Origin of the sequence: Streptomyces sp. NBC_00354 (assembly GCF_036106915.1) — a bacterium.
GTDB lineage: Bacteria > Actinomycetota > Actinomycetes > Streptomycetales > Streptomycetaceae > Streptomyces.
Window position 1 is genome coordinate 6,526,758 of record NZ_CP107983.1, and the last position, 18,357, is coordinate 6,545,114.

Below are 18,357 nucleotides of genomic sequence, written 5' to 3' on the forward strand. Positions count from 1 at the left end.
CCTGCCCCTGCCGCCGAGACTTGGAGACTGGACGTGCCCCGTCAGGTGTTCCTCTACGATCCGCCGGACCGCTTCGTGGCCGGCACGGTCGGCCTTCCGGGACGCCGTACGTTCTTCCTGCAGGCGTCGTCCGGCCCCCGCGTCACCAGCGTCTCCCTGGAGAAGACCCAGGTCGCGGCGCTGGCCGAGCGGATGGACGAGCTGCTGGACGAGGTCGTACGGCGCACCGGCGGCAATGCCCCGGTACCGGCCGTCGCCCCCGCCGAGGCCACCGACACCGCGCCGCTGGACGTTCCGGTCGACGAGGAGTTCCGCGTCGGCACCATGGCCCTGGCCTGGGACGGCGAGGAACAGCGGATGATCGTCGAGGCGCAGGCTCTGGTGGAACTCGACGCCGACTCGGAGGAGGATCTCGCCGAGGCGGAGGAGCGGCTGCTCCAGGACGAGGAGAACGGCCCGCCGATGCTGCGGGTCCGCCTCACCGGCGCCCAGGCCCGGGCCTTCGCCAAGCGGGCCCTGGACGTGGTCAACGCCGGCCGGCCGCCGTGCCCGCTGTGCAGCCTGCCGCTGGATCCCGAGGGCCACGTGTGCCCGCGCCAGAACGGCTACCGGCGCCAGGCGTGACCGCCACGGGGGAACTTGAGGAGCTGCTCGCCAAGGGCGAGCTCACCGTCGTCGGGCGGATCCGCGAGGCGTCCAACGCCGTGCTGGTGTGCACGGTGACGTACGGGGACGCCAGCGCCGACTGCGTGTACAAGCCGGTCAAGGGGGAGCGCCCGCTGTGGGACTTCCCGGACGGGAACCTCGCGCAGCGGGAGGTCGCCGCCTACCTGGTCTCCGAGGCCATGGGATGGGGCCTGGTGCCGCCGACCGTGCTGCGCGACGGTCCGTACGGCGAGGGCATGGTCCAGCAGTGGATCGAGTCCGCGCCCACCGAGGACGGGCCGGAAGACGCCGCGGAGTCGGACGGGAGCGGCCTGCTGGCCCTCGTCGAGGGCGAGGAGGCGGGGGAGGGCTGGAAGCCGGTCGCCCTCGCCGATGTCGGGGAGGGCCGCACCGCGCTGCTCGTGCACGCCGACGACCCGCGGCTGCGCCGGCTCGCCGTCCTCGACGCCGTGATCAACAACGGCGACCGCAAGGGCGGCCACCTGCTGCCCGCGCCCGACGGGCGGCTCTACGGCATCGACCACGGAGTGACCTTCCACCGCGAGGACAAGCTGCGGACCCTGCTGTGGGGCTGGGCGGGCGAACCGCTGACCGGCGAGGCGCGCGAGGCGCTGGCCTCCCTGGCCGCCCGGCTGGCCGACGGGGAGCCGCTCGCCACCCGGCTGGCCGAACTGATCACACCGGTCGAGCTGGCCGCCGTACGGGCCCGGGTGGCCCATCTGCTGCGTACCGGGGTGCATCCGCAGCCGTCCGGGCAGTGGCCCGCGATCCCCTGGCCGCCGGTCTGAACCGGCCGGCCCGGGCACGCACAGAATCGGCCAGATCGCAAGAGTGCTGATCAAGCCAACAGTGCAGGTCCGGTTCGTTTTCGGAACACGCGTCCGGTTAGGCTCGAGACATGCATGCCTGGCCCGCTTCTGAGGTCCCCGCCCTGCCTGGCAAGGGCCGCGACCTCCAGATCCACGACACCGCGACCCAGGGGACGATCACCCCCGCCCCCGGTCCCGTCGCCCGTATCTACGTCTGCGGCATCACTCCGTACGACGCGACCCACATCGGTCACGCGGCGACCTACAACGCGTTCGACCTCGTGCAACGCGTGTGGCTCGACACCAAGCGGCAGGTTCACTACGTCCAGAACGTGACGGACGTGGACGATCCGCTGCTGGAGCGGGCGCTGCGCGACAACCTGGACTGGACCGAGCTCGCGGAGCGCGAGACGGCCCTCTTCCGCGAGGACATGACCGCTCTGCGGATGCTGCCCCCGCAGCAGTACATCGGCGCCGTCGAGGCCATACCGGGCATCGTGCCGCTGGTGGAGCGGCTGCGGGACGCCGGCGCGGCGTACGAGCTGGACGGCGACATCTACTTCTCGGTCGAGTCCGACGCGAACTTCGGCAAGGTCTCCAACCTGGACGCCGAGGCGATGCGGCTGCTGTCCGCGGAGCGCGGCGGCGACCCGGAGCGCCCGGGGAAGAAGAACCCGCTGGACCCGATGCTGTGGATGGCGGCGCGTCCGGGCGAGCCGAGCTGGGAAGGCGCCTCCCTGGGCCGCGGCCGGCCCGGCTGGCACATCGAGTGCGTCGCCATCGCCCTGGACCACCTGGGCATGGGCTTCGACATCCAGGGCGGCGGCTCCGACCTGGCGTTCCCGCACCACGAGATGGGCGCCTCGCACGCACAGGTGCTGACGGGCGAGTTCCCGATGGCCAAGGCGTACGTGCACGCGGGCATGGTCGCGCTGCACGGCGAGAAGATGTCGAAGTCGAAGGGCAACCTGGTCTTCGTCTCCGCGCTGCGGCGCGCCGGGGTGGACCCGGCGGCGATCCGCCTCGCCCTGCTCTCGCACCACTACCGGGCCGACTGGGAGTGGACGGACGAGGTCCTCGAGCAGGCGGTGGCCCGCCTGGAGCGCTGGCGCGCGGCCGTGTCCCGGCCGGACGGCCTGCCGGCGGACGCGCTCGTCGAGGAGGTCCGCGAGGCGCTGGCGAACGACCTGGACGCGCCGGCTGCGCTTGCGGCCGTGGACCGCTGGGTCGACGCGCAGAACGCCTCCGACGGGGATGACGAGTCGGCGCCGGGTCTGGTCTCCCGGACGGTCGACGCCCTCCTGGGCGTGGCCCTCTAGCCCCGCAAACGCACTGCCGATGCCCCTGCCCTCCCGGGCGGGGGCATCGCCATGTCCGGCCCGCGGGGCCGTTCCTGCCCCGGCCACCGCTGGGAGGCGCCCCCGGGGGCTCCGCCCCGGACCCCGCGCCCCGAACGCCGGCGGGGCCACGGACAGCCCGTCCGGCGTTCGAGGACCGGCTACGCGTCCGGGGTGTCGCCCTCGTCGGGGGACGGGGGTTCCGGGTCCGTACCCGGCTCGGGGTCCGGCTTGCGCTTCGGGGGGCGGGTCAGGCCGCTGCTCGTGTCGCGGAGGTACGAGCCGTCGCCCGGTTCGGCCGAGGGCGCCGCCGGGTCGCGGCGCCGCAGGTACCGCTCGAACTCCCGGGCGATGGCGTCGCCCGACGCCTCCGGCAGATCCGCCGTGTCCCGCGCCTCCTCCAGCGTCTGGACGTACTCCGCCACCTCGCTGTCCTCCGCCGCCAGTTGGTCCACGCCGAGCTGCCACGCCCGCGCGTCCTCCGGGAGTTCGCCCAGCGGGATCCGGATGTCGATCAGATCCTCCAGCCGGTTCAGCAGGGCCAGCGTCGCCTTCGGGTTCGGCGGCTGGGAGACGTAGTGCGGGACCGCCGCCCACAGGGACACCGTGGGCACCCCGGCGTGGGTGCAGGCCTCCTGGAGGATGCCCACGATCCCCGTCGGGCCCTCGTACTTGGTCTCCTCCAGGTCCATCGTGCGCGCCAGGTCCGGGTCAGAGGTGACCCCGCTGACCGGCACCGGCCGCGTGTGCGGGGTGTCCCCGAGGAGCGCCCCCAGGATCACCACCATCTCCACGCCCAGTTCGTGGGCGAAGCCCAGGATCTCGTTGCAGAACGACCGCCACCGCATGGACGGTTCGATACCCCGTACGAGCACGAGGTCACGCGGCTTCGCGCCGCCGATCCGGACCACCGACAGCCTCGTCGTCGGCCACGTGATCTTCCGTACCCCGTTGTCCAGCCACACCGTCGGCCGGTTGACCTGGAAGTCGTAGTAGTCCTCGGCGTCCAGCGCCGCGAAGACCTCGCCCTTCCACTCCCGGTCCAGGTGCGCGACCGCACCGGAGGCCGCGTCACCCGCGTCGTTCCAGCCCTCGAACGCGGCCACCATGACCGGGTCGATCAGCTCGGGCACGCGCTCAAGCTCGATCACCCAGGTCTCCTTCCGAAGTTCCCTTGCGTACGTGGGTCAGCCTAAGCCTTGGGACGACACCAGCCACAGCCCACGACAGAGGGGCGGTTCCCCTCGGAACCGCCCCTCTTCCCCACCTGCGTACGAGCTATGCCTTGCGGCTCAGCATCTCCTCGACCCGCGCGCGCACGGAGTCGTCGTCCAGGCCGCGGACCGTCACCGTGGTGCGGCGGCGCAGCACGTCGTCGACCGTCTCGGCCCACTCGTTGTCCCGGGCGTAGGCGACCTGCGCCCAGATCTCCGGGCCGTCCGGGTGGATCCGCTCGGCCAGCGCCGGGTCCTCGTTCGCGATGCGCGCGATGTCGAAGGCCAGCGAGCCGTAGTGGGAGGCCAGGTGGCGGGCGGTCAGCGGGTCCATCCGCGTGCCGGGCTCGCGGTCCACCAGCAGGCGGTGCGCGACGGCGTTCGGGTTGGCGACACCGGGCAGCGCGATCCGGCGTACGAGCGACTTCACCGGCTCCATGTCGTCGGTGAGCGGGCTGCCGGGCAGCTTGGCCAGCTTGTCCATGACCACGCGGCCGATGTGCCGGTACGTCGTCCACTTGCCGCCGGCCACCGACAGCATGCCGCCCGCGCCCTCGGAGACGACCGTCTCGCGCTTGGCCTTCTCGACGCCGCCGGGGCCGCCGGGCAGCACCCGCAGGCCGGCGAAGGCGTACGTCATCAGCGAGCGGTCGAGGTCCGCGTCCTTCACCGAGAATGCGGCCTCGTCCAGGATCTGCTGGATGTCGGACTCGGTGGCGCGCACGTCCGCCGGGTCGCCCTCGTACACCTCGTCGGTGGTGCCGAGCAGCAGCTGGTCCTCCCACGGGAGGGCGAAGGTGATGCGGTACTTGTCGATCGGGGTGGCCATGGCGGCCTTCCACGGCGACTTGCGCTTCATGACGATGTGCGCGCCCTTGGAGAGGCGGATCGACGGCATCGAGTGCTTGTCTTCCATGCGCCGCAGGTGGTCCACCCACGGGCCGGTGGCGTTGAGCACGACGCGTGCGTCGACGCCGAACTCGGTGCCGTCGAGGCGGTCCTTGAGCTCGGCACCGGTGACCCGGCCGCGCGTCATGCGCAGGCCGGTGACCTCGGCGTGGTTGAGGACGACGGCGCCCGACTCGACGGCCGCGCGGACCGTCATGACGGCGACGCGGGAGTCGTTCATCTGGTGGTCGTAGTAGACCGCGACGGCCTTGAGGTTGTCCGTCTTCAGGCCGGGGTTGTCGGCGGCGGCACGGGCGGGGGATATGACCTTGCCCATGCCGTCGCCGAAGGCCGAGAGGGCGGAGTAGGCGAAGACGCCCGCGCCCAGCTTGGCCGCACCCACCGGTCCGCCCTTGTAGACCGGCAGGTAGAAGGTGAGCGGGTTGACCAGGTGCGGGGCCACGTCCTTGGCCAGCACCCGGCGCTCGTGGTGGTTCTCGGCGACCAGCTTGACCGCGCCGGTCTGCAGGTAGCGCAGACCGCCGTGGACGAGCTTGGAGGAGGCCGAGGAGGTGGCGCCGGCGAAGTCGCCGGCGTCCACCATGGCGACCCGCAGACCCGACTGCGCGGCGTGCCAGGCCACGGAGGTGCCCAGGATGCCACCGCCGATGACGAGCAGGTCGTACGTGGCCTTCGCCAGCTGCTCACGGGTTTCGGCGCGGCTCGGGTTCGAGCCGGCGGTCGGGTGCGTGCCCAGTGCGGTCACGCTCTGCGGGATGCTCATATCTCTCTTAGCTCCTCGTCGATTGACTCAGCTGAGTGCGGTCAGCTGGCGTCTTCGTCGTCGACCCAGCCCATGGACCGCTCCACGGCCTTGAGCCAGCTCTTGTACTCGCGGTCCCGCTGCTCGGCGGGCATCCGCGGGGTCCACTCCGCCGCGCGGCGCCAGTTGGCGCGCAGGGCGTCGGTGTCGGGCCAGAAGCCGACGGCCAGGCCGGCGGCGTAGGCGGCGCCGAGGCAGGTGGTCTCCGCGACCATGGGACGGACCACGGGGGCGTCCACGAAGTCGGAGAGGGTCTGCATCAGCAGGTTGTTGGAGGTCATGCCGCCGTCGACCTTGAGGGCCGCGAGCTCGACGCCCGAGTCCTTGGTCATGGCGTCGGTGATCTCGCGGGTCTGCCAGGCGGTGGCCTCCAGGACGGCACGGGCGATGTGCGCCTTGGTGACGTATCGGGTGAGGCCGGCGATCACACCGCGGGCGTCGGAGCGCCAGTACGGGGCGAACAGGCCGGAGAAGGCCGGCACGAAGTACGCACCGCCGTTGTCGTCGACCGAGAGCGCGAGGGTCTCGATCTCGGCCGCGGTCTTGATCATGCCCATCTGGTCGCGCATCCACTGGACGAGCGAGCCGGTGACGGCGATGGAGCCCTCCAGGGCGTAGACCGGCTTCTGGTCGCCGATCTTGTAGCCGACCGTGGTCAGCAGGCCGCTGTAGGAGTTGATGACCTTGTCGCCGGTGTTCATCAGCATGAACGTGCCGGTGCCGTACGTGGACTTGGCCTCGCCCTCGGAGAAACAGGTCTGGCCGAAGAGCGCGGCCTGCTGGTCACCGAGCGCCGAGGCGACCGGGACACCGGCGAGGACGCCGTCCTTGACGTGGCCGTAGACCTCGGCGGAGGACTTGATCTCGGGGAGGATGTCGAGCGGCACCTCCATCGACTCCGCGATCTTCTCGTCCCAGGCGAGGGTGTGCAGGTTCATCAGCATGGTGCGCGAGGCGTTGGTGACGTCCGTGACGTGCACACCGCCCTGGGCGCCACCGGTGAGGTTCCAGATGACCCACGAGTCCATGGTGCCGAAGAGGATGTCGCCGGCCTGGGCGCGCTCGCGCAGGCCGGCGACGTTGTCGAGCAGCCAGCGGGCCTTCGGACCGGCGAAGTAGCTCGCCAGCGGGAGGCCGGTCTCACGGCGGAAGCGGTCCTGGCCGACGTTGCGGCCGAGCTCCTTGCAGAGGGCGTCGGTGCGGGTGTCCTGCCAGACCAGCGCGTTGTGCACCGGCTCGCCGGTGTTCTTGTCCCACAGGACGGTGGTCTCACGCTGGTTGGTGATGCCGACGGCCTTGACGTCCGCGACGGTGAAGCCCGGAATGTCCTGGGCGGCCTTGGAGATGGCCCCGGCGACGACCTCCTGGACGTTGGTCCAGATCTCGGTGGCGTCGTGCTCGACCCAGCCCGGCTTCGGGAAGATCTGCTCGTGCTCCTTCTGGTCGACGGCGACGATGCGGCCGTCGCGGTCGAAGACGATGCAGCGGGAAGAGGTGGTGCCCTGGTCGATCGCGGCGATGAAGGGGCCGGTGCTGCTGGTCATGTGGCTGCTCCTGGCAGGTCTATGTAGGCGGAATCAGGTGGGCAGTGCGGATCTTGCGATACGTGCCGATGCTGATCAGGCGAACGCGATGTTGTACAGACCACCGGCGAGGGCGGCACCGACGAGCGGGCCGACCACCGGGATCCAGGAGTATCCCCAGTCGGAGCCGCCCTTGTTGGGAAGCGGCAGCAGGGCGTGGACGATGCGCGGACCGAGGTCGCGGACCGGGTTGATGGCGTAGCCGGTCGGGCCGCCGAGCGAGAGGCCGATGCCGACGACGACGAAGGAGGTGATCAGGACGCCGATGACGCCGAGGCCCTTGCCGTCGTCCTGCAGGCCCTGGGTCAGGATCGCGATGACCAGGACGAACGTACCGATGATCTCGGTCGTCAGGTTCTGGACGATGTTGCGGATCTCGGGGCCGGTGGAGAAGACACCGAGGACCGGGCCGGCCTGGTCGTGCGGGTGCGGGTCCTCCGGGCCGAGCGTGGCGTCACGGATGTGCTCCGGGTCCGAGAGGTGCACCCGGAACTGTCCGTAGTACGTGACCCACATCAGGACCGCGCCGAGCATGGCGCCGAGGAGCTGTCCGGCGAAGTAGACCGGAACGTCGCTCCAGTCGCTGTTCTTGATGGCCAGGCCGACGGTGACCGCCGGGTTGAGGTGTGCACCGGAGAGCGGGGCGGACACGTAGGCGGCGATCAGAACGGCGAAACCCCAGCCGAACGTGATGGAGAGCCAGCCTGCGTTCCGGGCCTTGGAGCTCTTGAGTGTCACGGCGGCGCAGACGCCACCGCCGAGCAGTGTGAGCAGGGCGGTACCGATGGTCTCGCCGATGAAGATGTCGGAGGTGGACACCCGCGACTCCTTTGCCTTGCAGGGGTGGGCGGACACCGGGTCCCGTCCGGTGGTCCGCGCACTCGGTGAGTGGTTCACCGGTCCTTGGCCTTGCCACACCCTAACGCGTATTGCCGGTAGGTGTTCGACAATGCCGACCGATGAACGGCAGTTTTCCGCTCAAGTGAAGAACGCGTCAAGGGTCGGCCAGGCCAAAGTGTCGGATCGTTACCACTAGGTGCGATCAGCCAAACCCGGCCATCAGATGGCCGGGATATGACGAAAAGAGGACAGAAAGCGGCCAGGCTGTGGCTGAAAGTCGCTGGAAGGGGCCTAGAACCGGCCCGCGCCGAGGTCGCGTGAAACAGCGCGCGCACAGTCCCGTACGGACGCCACGAGGCTCGCCCGGGGCTCCCCCGACTCAGCGCACACCCGCTCCACGGCCCCCGCGACCGCCACCGCACCCACCGGCATCCGGCGCCGGTCGTGGATCGGCGCCGCCACCGAGGCGATACCGTCCCAGGTCTCCTCGACGTCTGCGGCCCAGCCGCGCGCCCGGGTCAGGTCGAGGACCTCCTCGAAACCCGCGCCGTCCGTGACCGTCCGGGGCGTGAACGCCTCGCGCTCCGCCTCCAGTGCCTCCGTATGGGCGACCGGGTCGTACGCCGACAGGACCTTGCCGAGGGCCGTCGAGTGCAGCGGCTGCATGGCGCCCACCTCCAGCACCTGACGGCTGTCGTCCGGACGGAACACGTGGTGCATGATCAGCACCCCACTCTTGTGGAGCACGCCCACGTAGACGCTCTCGCCGCTCGCCCGGGCCAGATCATCCGTCCAGACCAGCGCACGGGCCCGCAGCTCGTGCACGTCCAGATAGCTGTTGCCCAGGCGCAGCAGCTCCGCGCCCAGCTGGTACCGGCCCGAGGCGGGGTCCTGCTCCACGAAGCCCTCGGCCTGCAGCGTGCGCAGGATCCCGTGCGCCGTGCCCTTGGCCAGGCCCAGGGAGCTGGCCACGTCCGAAAGGCCCAGCCGGCGCTCGCCGCCTGCCAGGAGTCGCAGCATCGCAGCGGCTCGTTCGAGCGACTGGATGTTCCGTGCCATCGCGCAGCCTCCTGCTGACGTAGTTCGACAATGCTGAACAGTATCGGTCGATGTCGACCTTGTGCATATTGGGCAACTGTTCAGGCGCCCGTCGACCAGGACACCCCTGGCAGACCCCCGCGCACAGAATGCAGTCCGCCACGTGGGACACCCCCACCGGGGTTGGTGCCGCGCGGTTACCCTGACCGCGTGCACCCTTGACACAGCAAGGGTGCAAAGCCGACAGCCGTCGCATCCCAGGGAGCTCAACCATGGCCTCGTTGCCGAACCCGCCCGCTGACACCCAGACCAGGGCCGACGCCCTCCGAGAGGCACTCGCGACCCGCGTGGTCGTCGCCGACGGAGCCATGGGAACGATGCTCCAGGCGCAGGACCCTTCGATGGAGGACTTCCAGCAGCTGGAGGGCTGCAACGAGGTCCTGAACGCCACCCGCCCCGACATCGTGCGCACGGTGCACGACGCGTACTTCGCGGTGGGCGTGGACTGCGTCGAGACCAACACCTTCGGTGCGAACTTCGCGGCACTCGCCGAGTACGACATCCCCGAACGCAACTTCGAGCTGTCGGAGTCCGGCGCCCGGATCGCCCGCGAGGTCGCCGACGAGTACACCGCGAAGAGCGGACAGCAGCGCTGGGTCCTCGGATCCATGGGCCCCGGCACCAAGCTGCCCACCCTCGGCCACATCGACTACGCGACGATCCGCGACGCCTACCAGGTCAACGCCGAGGGCCTGATCTCCGGCGGGGCTGACGCCCTGCTCGTCGAGACCACCCAGGACCTCCTCCAGACCAAGTCCTCCGTCATCGGCGCCCGGCGCGCGATGGAGGCGCTCGGCGTCTCCGTCCCGCTGATCTGCTCCGTGACCGTCGAGACCACCGGCACCATGCTGCTGGGCTCCGAGATCGGCGCCGCGCTCACCGCGCTGGAGCCGCTCGGCATCGACATGATCGGCCTGAACTGCGCCACCGGCCCCGCCGAGATGAGCGAACACCTGCGCTACCTGGCGCGGCATTCGCGCATCCCGCTCTCCTGCATGCCGAACGCCGGCCTGCCCGTCCTCGGCAAGAACGGCGCGCACTACCCGCTGTCCGCCCCCGAGCTCGCCGACGCCCAGGAGACCTTCGTCCGCGAGTACGGGCTCTCCCTCGTCGGCGGCTGCTGCGGTACGACCCCGGAACACCTGCGCCAGGTCGTCGAGCGGGTCCGCGCCCTGAGCCCGGCCGCCCGCGAGCCCCGGCCGGAGCCCGGCGCGTCCTCGCTCTACCAGACTGTCCCGTTCCGCCAGGACACCTCGTACATGGCGATCGGCGAGCGGACGAACGCGAACGGGTCGAAGAAGTTCCGCGAGGCGATGCTGGAGGCCCGCTGGGACGACTGCGTCGAGATGGCCCGCGACCAGATCCGCGAGGGCGCGCACATGCTCGACCTGTGCGTGGACTACGTGGGCCGCGACGGCGTCGCCGACATGAAGGAGCTCGCCGGCCGGTTCGCGACGGCCTCGACGCTGCCGATCGTCCTGGACTCCACCGAGGTTCCCGTCATCCGGGCCGGCCTGGAGAAGCTCGGCGGGCGCGCCGTCATCAACTCCGTCAACTACGAGGACGGTGACGGCCCGGAGTCGCGTTTCGCCAAGGTCACCCGGCTGGCGCAGGAGCACGGCGCCGCGCTGATCGCGCTGACCATCGACGAGGAGGGCCAGGCCCGCACCGCCGAGCACAAGGTCGCCATCGCCGAACGGCTGATCGACGACCTGACCGGCAATTGGGGCATCGACGAGTCGGACATCCTCATCGACACCCTGACCTTCACGATCTGCACCGGTCAGGAGGAGTCCCGGGGCGACGGCATCGCCACGATCGAGGCGATCCGCGAGCTCAAGCGCCGCCACCCGGACGTCCAGACCACGCTCGGCCTGTCGAACATCTCCTTCGGCCTGAACCCGGCCGCCCGTGTGCTGCTGAACTCGGTCTTCCTCGACGAGTGCGTCAAGGCGGGCCTGGACTCGGCGATCGTCCACGCGTCGAAGATCCTGCCCATCGCCCGGTTCGACGACGAGCAGGTCGGCACCGCCCTCGACCTGATCTACGACCGCCGCGCCGAGGGCTACGACCCGCTGCAGAAGCTGATGGCCCTCTTCGAGGGCGTCAACACCAAGTCGCTGAAGGCCGGCCGCGCCGAGGAGCTCATGGCGCTGCCCCTGGACGAGCGGCTCCAGCGCCGCATCATCGACGGGGAGAAGAACGGCCTGGAGGCCGACCTCGACGAGGCCCTGCAGACCCGTCCGGCCCTGGACATCGTCAACGACACCCTGCTGGAGGGCATGAAGGTCGTCGGTGAGCTGTTCGGCTCCGGCCAGATGCAGCTGCCGTTCGTCCTGCAGTCCGCCGAGGTCATGAAGACGGCCGTCGCGTACCTCGAGCCGCACATGGAGAAGACCGACGACGAGGGCAAGGGCACCATCGTCCTCGCCACCGTCCGCGGAGACGTCCACGACATCGGCAAGAACCTCGTCGACATCATCCTCACCAACAATGGCTACAACGTCGTCAACATCGGCATCAAGCAGCCCGTCTCCGCGATCCTGGAGGCCGCGCAGGAGCACAGGGCCGACGTGATCGGCATGTCCGGGCTGCTCGTGAAGTCGACCGTGATCATGAAGGAGAACCTGGAGGAGCTCAACCAGCGCAAGCTGGCGGCCGACTACCCGGTCATCCTCGGCGGCGCCGCCCTGACCCGCGCCTACGTCGAACAGGACCTCCACGAGATCTACGAGGGCGAGGTCCGCTACGCCCGCGACGCCTTCGAGGGCCTGCGCCTGATGGACGCCCTGATCGCCGTCAAGCGCGGCGTGCCTGGCGCCTCCCTGCCCGAGCTGAAGCAGCGCCGGGTGGCCAAGCGGGACACTCCGGTCCTCCAGGCGGAGGAGCCCGAGGAGCCCGGCGGCCGCTCCGACGTCGCGATCGACAACCCGGTCCCGACGCCGCCGTTCTGGGGCACCCGCGTGGTCAAGGGCATCCCGCTCAAGGACTACGCCTCCTGGCTGGACGAGGGCGCCCTCTTCAAGGGCCAGTGGGGCCTCAAGCAGGCCCGCGCAGGCGGGGCCACGTACGAGGAGCTCGTCGAGAGCGAGGGCCGGCCGCGGCTGCGCGGCCTCCTCGACAAGCTGCACACCGAGAACCTGCTCGAGGCCGCGGTGGTCTACGGGTACTTCCCCTGCGTGTCCAAGGGCGAGGACCTGATCATCCTCGACGACGACGGCAACGAGCGGACCCGCTTCACCTTCCCGCGCCAGCGCCGCGGCCGCCGCCTGTGCCTCGCCGACTTCTTCCGCCCGGAGGAGTCCGGCGAGACGGACGTCGTCGGCCTCCAGGTCGTCACCGTCGGGTCGAAGATCGGTGAGGCCACGGCCAAGCTGTTCGAGTCCGACTCCTACCGCGAGTACCTGGAGCTGCACGGCCTGTCGGTGCAGCTCGCCGAGGCCATGGCCGAGTACTGGCACGCCCGCGTCCGCGCCGAGCTGGGCTTCGGCGGCGAGGACCCGGCCGCGGTCGAGGACATGTTCGACCTGAAGTACCGCGGCGCCCGTTTCTCGCTCGGCTACGGCGCCTGCCCCGACCTGGAGGACCGCGCCAAGATCGCCGACCTCCTCCAGCCGGAGCGGATCGGCGTCCACCTCTCCGAGGAGTTCCAGCTCCACCCGGAGCAGTCCACCGACGCGATCGTCATCCACCACCCCGAAGCGAAGTATTTCAACGCACGCTGACGCGGACCGACGTACACTTGTCGGTCCCATACAGGCCGGTCGCCTGTTCCCCCGGGGGATGCCCCATGGGGAAGAGGTGACCGGCCTTCTCGTCCCCTGAAAGAGGTGTGCCGGATGACCAGCACCGTTCCCGCGCCCGTCGCCCGTACGGCCGACGGGCATGCCCTGCAGGCGGTGCTGCTCGACATGGACGGCACCCTCGTCGACACCGAGGGTTTCTGGTGGGAGATCGAGGTGGACGTCTTCGGCGAGCTCGGTCACCGGCTCGACGAGGCCTGGCGCGACATCGTCGTCGGCGGGCCCATGACCCGCAGCGCCGCCTTCCTCATCGAGTCCACCGGCGCCGCCATCACCCTTTCGGAGCTGAGCGTCCTGCTCAACGAGCGCTTCGAGGCGCGGATCGCCGACCAGGTCCCGCTGATGCCGGGCGCCGAGCGGCTGCTGGCCGAGCTGGCCCGGCACAACGTGCCCACCGCCCTCGTCTCCGCCTCGCACCGCCGCGTCATCGACCGGGTGCTGCGCTCGCTGGGCCCCGAGCGGTTCGCGCTGAGCGTGGCCGGCGACGAGGTGGCCCGTACCAAGCCGCACCCCGACCCGTACCTGCTGGCCGCCCGCACCCTCGGCGCGCACCCCTCGCGCTGCGCGGTCATCGAGGACACCGCGACCGGCGTCGCCTCCGCCGAGGCGGCCGGCTGCCGGGTCGTGGCCGTCCCCTCGGTCGGCGTCATCGCGCCCGCCCCGGGCCGCACCGTCGTGCGCTCGCTGGAGGACGTCGACCTTCCGTTCCTGCGCTCCCTCATCACTCCGATGAACTGATCGCACACGCTCAGTGCCGAACGGAACGCCCGCCCGACCGAGGTCCCGCGGAAGGATTTTCCGTTCCATGGCCCGGAGGCTGAAATTCCATCCTTTCCCTGGCGGTTGTCCTGGGTGACCTTTGTCACGCGCCAAGCCCCCTACGGACCTGTCCAGGGGCATGGAAAGCTTCCCTTGTGTCCGGATTGATCAGCTCCTGACCGAATCTGCGGTGACTCCCACATGGACAGGCAGTCCGCACCCATCACCGTGCGATTACGCCCCAAGTCCTGCCAGTTCAAGCCATCCCGTCCCAGGCCACTAATGTCGACGCGGGCACTACGCCGCACCTCTGCTGACCCGGACGCACACCCATGTGCCCGGACCGCGTGGACCGATCGTCACAACACCGGCCCGATCGTTCCGCCCTGAACGGGCGACCGCCGCGAAGTGCCCTTTACGCCGCTTTGAGCAAGTGCCGGTCAAGGGAGTACTTCCAGCATGAACCGCAAGACCCTGGTGCTGACGGCTGCGGCCGGACTGCTCACCCCCGCGCTCGCCGCATGCGGCAGCACGAGCGGAGGCGGAGCAGGATCCGGAGCGATCGTCGTCGGCACCACCGACCGGTTCGAGGCAGCCGACTACGCTCCCGCACCGTTCGACCCGGCCTACGCCTACGACGCCGGCGCCTGGAACGTCCTGCGGCAGACCGTCCAGACGCTGATGCACACCCCCCGCGGCGGCGGCCAGCCCGTCCCCGAAGCAGCCTCCGACTGCCGCTTCACCGACACCGGCAACGAGAGCTACCGCTGCACCCTGCGGCCCGACCTCACGTTCGCCGACGGCCAGCCGCTCACCGCCAAGGACGTCAAGTTCTCCATCGAGCGCGTCCTCGCCATCAAGGACGAGAACGGCCCCTCCTCGCTGCTCTCCACCGTCGACACCGTCGAGGTGAAGGCCGCCGACACCGTCGTCTTCCACCTGAAGACCCCCGACGCGACCTTCCCGCAGAAGCTCTCCACCCCCGCCGCCGGCATCGTCAGCGAGAAGAACTACGACGCCAAGAAGCTCCGCGAGGGCTTCTCCGTCGACGGCTCCGGCCCGTACACGATGAAGGCCGAGGTCAAGGACGACCACCTCGTCCGCGCCGTCTTCAGCAAGAACCCGCACTACAAGGGCGACCTCAAGCTGCAGAACGACAAGGTCGAACTGCGCACCTTCAACGACTCCGCGGCCATGGGCAAGGCACTCACCGCCGGATCCATCCAGATGGTCTCCCGCACCCTGTCGCCCGCCCAGATCACCGAGTTCGCCGCCAAGCCGCCCAAGGGCGTCAAGCTGGTCCCGATGCCCGGCCTGGAGATCCGCTACATCGGCTTCAACACCGAGGCCCCGGCCGTCAAGGACAAGGCCGTACGCCAGGCCCTCGCCGCCGCCGTCGACCGCAACGCGATCATCGACAAGGTCTACGGCAAGTCCGCGCAGCCCCTGTACTCGCTGGTCCCCACCACCCTGACGGGCCACGTCAACTCCTTCTTCAACAAGTACGGCGAAGCCAACACCGCGAAGGCCGCCGACCTGCTGAAGAGCGCCGGGATCAAGACCCCGGTCAAGCTGACGCTGAACTACACCAAGGACCACTACGGCGACGGCACGGCCACCGAGTTCGAGACCCTGAAGAACCAGCTGAACTCCACCCAGCTGTTCGACGTCACCGTCCAGGGCTCCGACTGGTCCGACTTCCGGCCCGCGCAGAAGAAGGGCGACTACGCCGCCTACGGGCTCGGCTGGTTCCCCGACTACCCCGACGCCGACAACTTCCTCGCTCCCTTCCTCGAGCAGGACAACTTCCTGGGCACGCCGTACGCCAACGCCGCGGTGCGCACCAAGCTCATCCCCGACTCCCGGCGCGCCGTCGACCGCAACGTCGCCGTCCCCGCGATCACGGAGATGCAGGACATCGTCGCCGAGGACGTGCCCGTCCTGCCGCTGTGGCAGGGCAAGCAGTACGTCGCCGCACGCGACGGGATCACCGGAGTGGAGTGGTCGGTCAACGCCATCTCCGACCTCCAGCTGTGGGAACTCGGCCGCGGTGTCAGCGGCTGAGACCGGCAGCAACCGGCAGCAACCGGCGGCGGGTGTCGCAGGCCGGCGGAACGAAACAGTGAGACTGTGAAGGACGTTCGCGTGAATCGACGTAACCAGTGGTTGGCGGCCCCGCTCGGCGCAGCCACCGCCGCCGCGCTGCTCAGCGGTTGCGGTTCGACCGGCAGCCCCACCGCCGGCGGCGGCAAGGGTGTGGTCATGGGCATATCCGACAAGGTGAAGTCCACCGACCCCGCATCGGGTTACGACCCGGGGTCCTGGCTGCTCTTCAACAACGTCTTCCAGTCCCTGCTGAGCTTCCCCAAGGGCGGCACCACCCCCGAGCCCGACGCCGCCCAGGCCTGCAACTTCGAAGGCGGCGACAGCAAGCTCTACAAGTGCACCCTGCGCACCGGCCTGAAGTTCAGCAACGGCCACGCCCTCACCTCCAAGGACGTCAAGTTCTCCTTCGAGCGCACGCTGAAGATCAATGACGCCAACGGCCCCTCCGTGATGCTGTCGTCGATCGCCGGCATCGACACCCCCGACGACAAGACCGTCGTCTTCCGCCTCAAGACGTCCGACGCGACCTTCCCCAGCAAGATCGCATCGGGCGCGGGCTCCATCGTCGACCACAGCGAGTACCCGGCCGACAAGCTCCGCGCCGACGGCAAGGCCGTCGGCTCCGGCGTCTACAAGCTGGACTCGATGAACGAGAAGAGCGCAAGCTTCTCCGTCAACGACTCCTACAGCGGCAAGGCCAAGGCCAAGAACACCGGCGTCACCCTCAAGTTCTTCAACGAGGACCAGGCCGCCCTCAAGAGGGTCCTGGAAAGCGGCGAGGTCGACTTCGCCTTCCGCGGCCTCGCCGCCAAGGACATCGCGAGCCTGTCCTCCACCAAGACCGGGGACCACAAGGTCGAGGTCGTCCAGGGCACCGGCGCCGAAGTCGAGCACCTCGTCTTCAACATGAACGACCCGGTCGCCGGAAAGCTCCCCATCCGCAAGGCCATCGCCTACCTCGTAGACCGCGAAGCGCTCGTCAAGGACGTCTACGACGGCACCGCGACCGCGCTGTACTCGATCGTCCCGGCCGGCATCGGCTCCCACAACACCGCCTTCTTCGACCGCTACGGCGGCAGCCCGCAGCCGAAGAAGGCCGAAGCCGTCCTGCGCGCCGCCGGCATCAAGGACAAGGTGAAGATCACCCTGTACTCGACGCCCACCCGCTACGGCCCGTCCACGGACCAGGAATTCCAGCTCATCGCCAAGCAGCTCAACGACAGCGGGCTCTTCGAGGCCGACGTCAAGTCCGTCGAGTTCGGGCAGTACGAGAAGGACATCCAGGACGGCAAGTACGGCGTGTACGTGAAGGGCTGGGTCCCCGACTACCCGGACGCCGACAACTTCACGCAGCCGTTCTTCGGCCCGGACAACGTCCTGCGCAACAACTACGACAACAAGGAGATCACCGGGACCATCATCCCGTCGACCTCCACGAAGTCCGACCGCACCGCGGCCACCGTCGACTACAACCGCCTCCAGGACATCGTCGCCGACGAGGTCCCGATCCTCCCGCTCTGGCAGGGCAAGCAGTACGCCGTCACCCGCCAGAACGTGACGGGCCTGCAGTGGTCGCTCGACGCCTCCACCGTCTTCCGCTTCTGGGAGATCAGCAAGGGCTGACCCGTACCCGGTACGGCGAAGGGGCCGGCAGCCGCATCGTGCGGCTGCCGGCCCCTTCGGCCGCTCCCGGCCCGGTCCTGCCCGGCGCGCTACTGCCCCGCGCCCGGCCGCACCAGACCGCTCTCGTACGCGTACACCGCCGCCTGGACCCGGTCGCGCAGGCCCAGCTTCGTCAGCACGTGCCCCACATGCGTCTTCACCGTCGTCTCGCTCACGAACAGGTCCGCCGCGATCTCCGCGTTCGACAGGCCCCGCGCCACCAGCTTCAGCACCTCGACCTCCCGCTCGGTCAGCGTCCCCAAGGTGTCCGGCACGCTGTCGTCGCCCGACGGCAAGTGGCCCGCGTACTTGTCCAGCAGCCGCCGCGTGATGCTCGGCGCCAGCATCGCCTCGCCGCCCGCAACCACCCGGATCGCCTGCACCAGCTCGACGGCCGGCGCATCCTTCAGCAGGAACCCGCTCGCCCCCGCCCGCAGGGCCTCCACCACGTACTCGTCCAGATCGAACGTGGTCAGCACGAGCACCTTCGCCGGCCCGTCCCGGCCCGGACCGGTGATCTGCCGCGTCGCCTCCACCCCGTCCATCCGGGGCATCCGGATGTCCATCAGCACCACATCGGGCTGCAGCGCCCGCACCTGGTCCAGCGCCTGCAGACCGTCCCCGGCCTCCCCGACGACCGCCAGGTCCTGTTCGGCCTCCAGGATCATCCGGAAGCCGGTGCGCAGCAGCGGCTGGTCGTCGACCAGTAGGACGCGGATCGCCACAGGGGGTACCTCGTATTCGTACGGCGGCAACGACGGACGCCGCC

13 protein-coding genes are annotated in these 18,357 nt (G+C 69.9%); 7 read left to right on the forward strand and 6 right to left on the reverse strand.

Features of this window, described 5'->3' with window-relative positions:
* Positions 1-33: 33 nt before the first annotated feature.
* The 3 genes from OHT74_RS29940 to mshC all read left to right on the forward strand — a co-directional run bounded on the left by OHT74_RS29940 (position 34) and on the right by mshC (position 2,794).
* Positions 34-624, forward strand: a complete 591-nt coding sequence (locus tag OHT74_RS29940; RefSeq protein ID WP_266668591.1) for a DUF3090 domain-containing protein — start codon at positions 34-36, stop codon at positions 622-624.
* Positions 588-1,454 (forward strand): SCO1664 family protein, encoded by an 867-nt coding sequence (locus OHT74_RS29945; protein WP_328621902.1) that lies wholly within the window; start codon positions 588-590, stop codon positions 1,452-1,454. The genes OHT74_RS29940 and OHT74_RS29945 overlap by 37 nt, the downstream gene beginning before the upstream one ends.
* Before the next feature lie 110 nt (positions 1,455-1,564).
* Positions 1,565-2,794 (forward strand): cysteine--1-D-myo-inosityl 2-amino-2-deoxy-alpha-D-glucopyranoside ligase, encoded by a 1,230-nt coding sequence (mshC, locus tag OHT74_RS29950; protein ID WP_328621903.1) that lies wholly within the window; start codon positions 1,565-1,567, stop codon positions 2,792-2,794.
* 179 nt (positions 2,795-2,973) lie between these two features.
* Here mshC and OHT74_RS29955 read toward each other — a convergent pair whose 3' ends face one another.
* The 5 genes from OHT74_RS29955 to OHT74_RS29975 form a co-directional block, all read right to left on the reverse strand.
* Positions 2,974-3,963, reverse strand: a complete 990-nt coding sequence (locus tag OHT74_RS29955) for a PAC2 family protein (RefSeq protein WP_328621904.1) — start codon at positions 3,961-3,963, stop codon at positions 2,974-2,976.
* 127 nt (positions 3,964-4,090) lie between these two features.
* Positions 4,091-5,698, reverse strand: coding sequence for a glycerol-3-phosphate dehydrogenase/oxidase (locus OHT74_RS29960; RefSeq protein ID WP_266668599.1), 1,608 nt, complete (start codon positions 5,696-5,698; stop codon positions 4,091-4,093).
* Between the two features lie 41 nt (positions 5,699-5,739).
* Positions 5,740-7,281, reverse strand: a complete 1,542-nt coding sequence (glpK, locus tag OHT74_RS29965; protein ID WP_328621905.1) for a glycerol kinase GlpK — start codon at positions 7,279-7,281, stop codon at positions 5,740-5,742.
* Positions 7,282-7,356: 75 nt separating this feature from the next.
* On the reverse strand, positions 7,357-8,139 hold the full coding sequence (locus tag OHT74_RS29970; protein ID WP_328621906.1) for an MIP/aquaporin family protein: 783 nt from the start codon (positions 8,137-8,139) through the stop codon (positions 7,357-7,359).
* A gap of 312 nt (positions 8,140-8,451) precedes the next feature.
* Entirely contained in the window at positions 8,452-9,219 is a 768-nt protein-coding gene (locus OHT74_RS29975) for an IclR family transcriptional regulator (protein WP_328621907.1), read from the reverse strand.
* Between the two features lie 251 nt (positions 9,220-9,470).
* On the opposite strand from OHT74_RS29975, the gene metH reads away from it, so the two are divergent.
* The 4 genes from metH to OHT74_RS29995 all read left to right on the forward strand — a co-directional run bounded on the left by metH (position 9,471) and on the right by OHT74_RS29995 (position 17,549).
* Entirely contained in the window at positions 9,471-12,983 is a 3,513-nt protein-coding gene (metH, locus tag OHT74_RS29980; RefSeq protein ID WP_328621908.1) for a methionine synthase, read from the forward strand.
* Between the two features lie 114 nt (positions 12,984-13,097).
* On the forward strand, positions 13,098-13,799 hold the full coding sequence (locus OHT74_RS29985) for an HAD family hydrolase (protein WP_266668607.1): 702 nt from the start codon (positions 13,098-13,100) through the stop codon (positions 13,797-13,799).
* A gap of 480 nt (positions 13,800-14,279) precedes the next feature.
* Positions 14,280-15,884, forward strand: coding sequence for an ABC transporter substrate-binding protein (locus OHT74_RS29990; RefSeq protein ID WP_328621909.1), 1,605 nt, complete (start codon positions 14,280-14,282; stop codon positions 15,882-15,884).
* Positions 15,885-15,965: 81 nt separating this feature from the next.
* Positions 15,966-17,549 carry an ABC transporter substrate-binding protein gene (locus OHT74_RS29995; RefSeq protein ID WP_266668611.1) on the forward strand — a complete coding sequence of 528 codons (1,584 nt, stop codon included), beginning with the start codon at positions 15,966-15,968 and terminating at the stop codon, positions 17,547-17,549.
* Between the two features lie 89 nt (positions 17,550-17,638).
* On the opposite strand, the gene OHT74_RS30000 is transcribed toward OHT74_RS29995, so the two are convergent.
* Entirely contained in the window at positions 17,639-18,313 is a 675-nt protein-coding gene (locus OHT74_RS30000; protein ID WP_266668613.1) for a response regulator, read from the reverse strand.
* Positions 18,314-18,357: the final 44 nt, after the last annotated feature.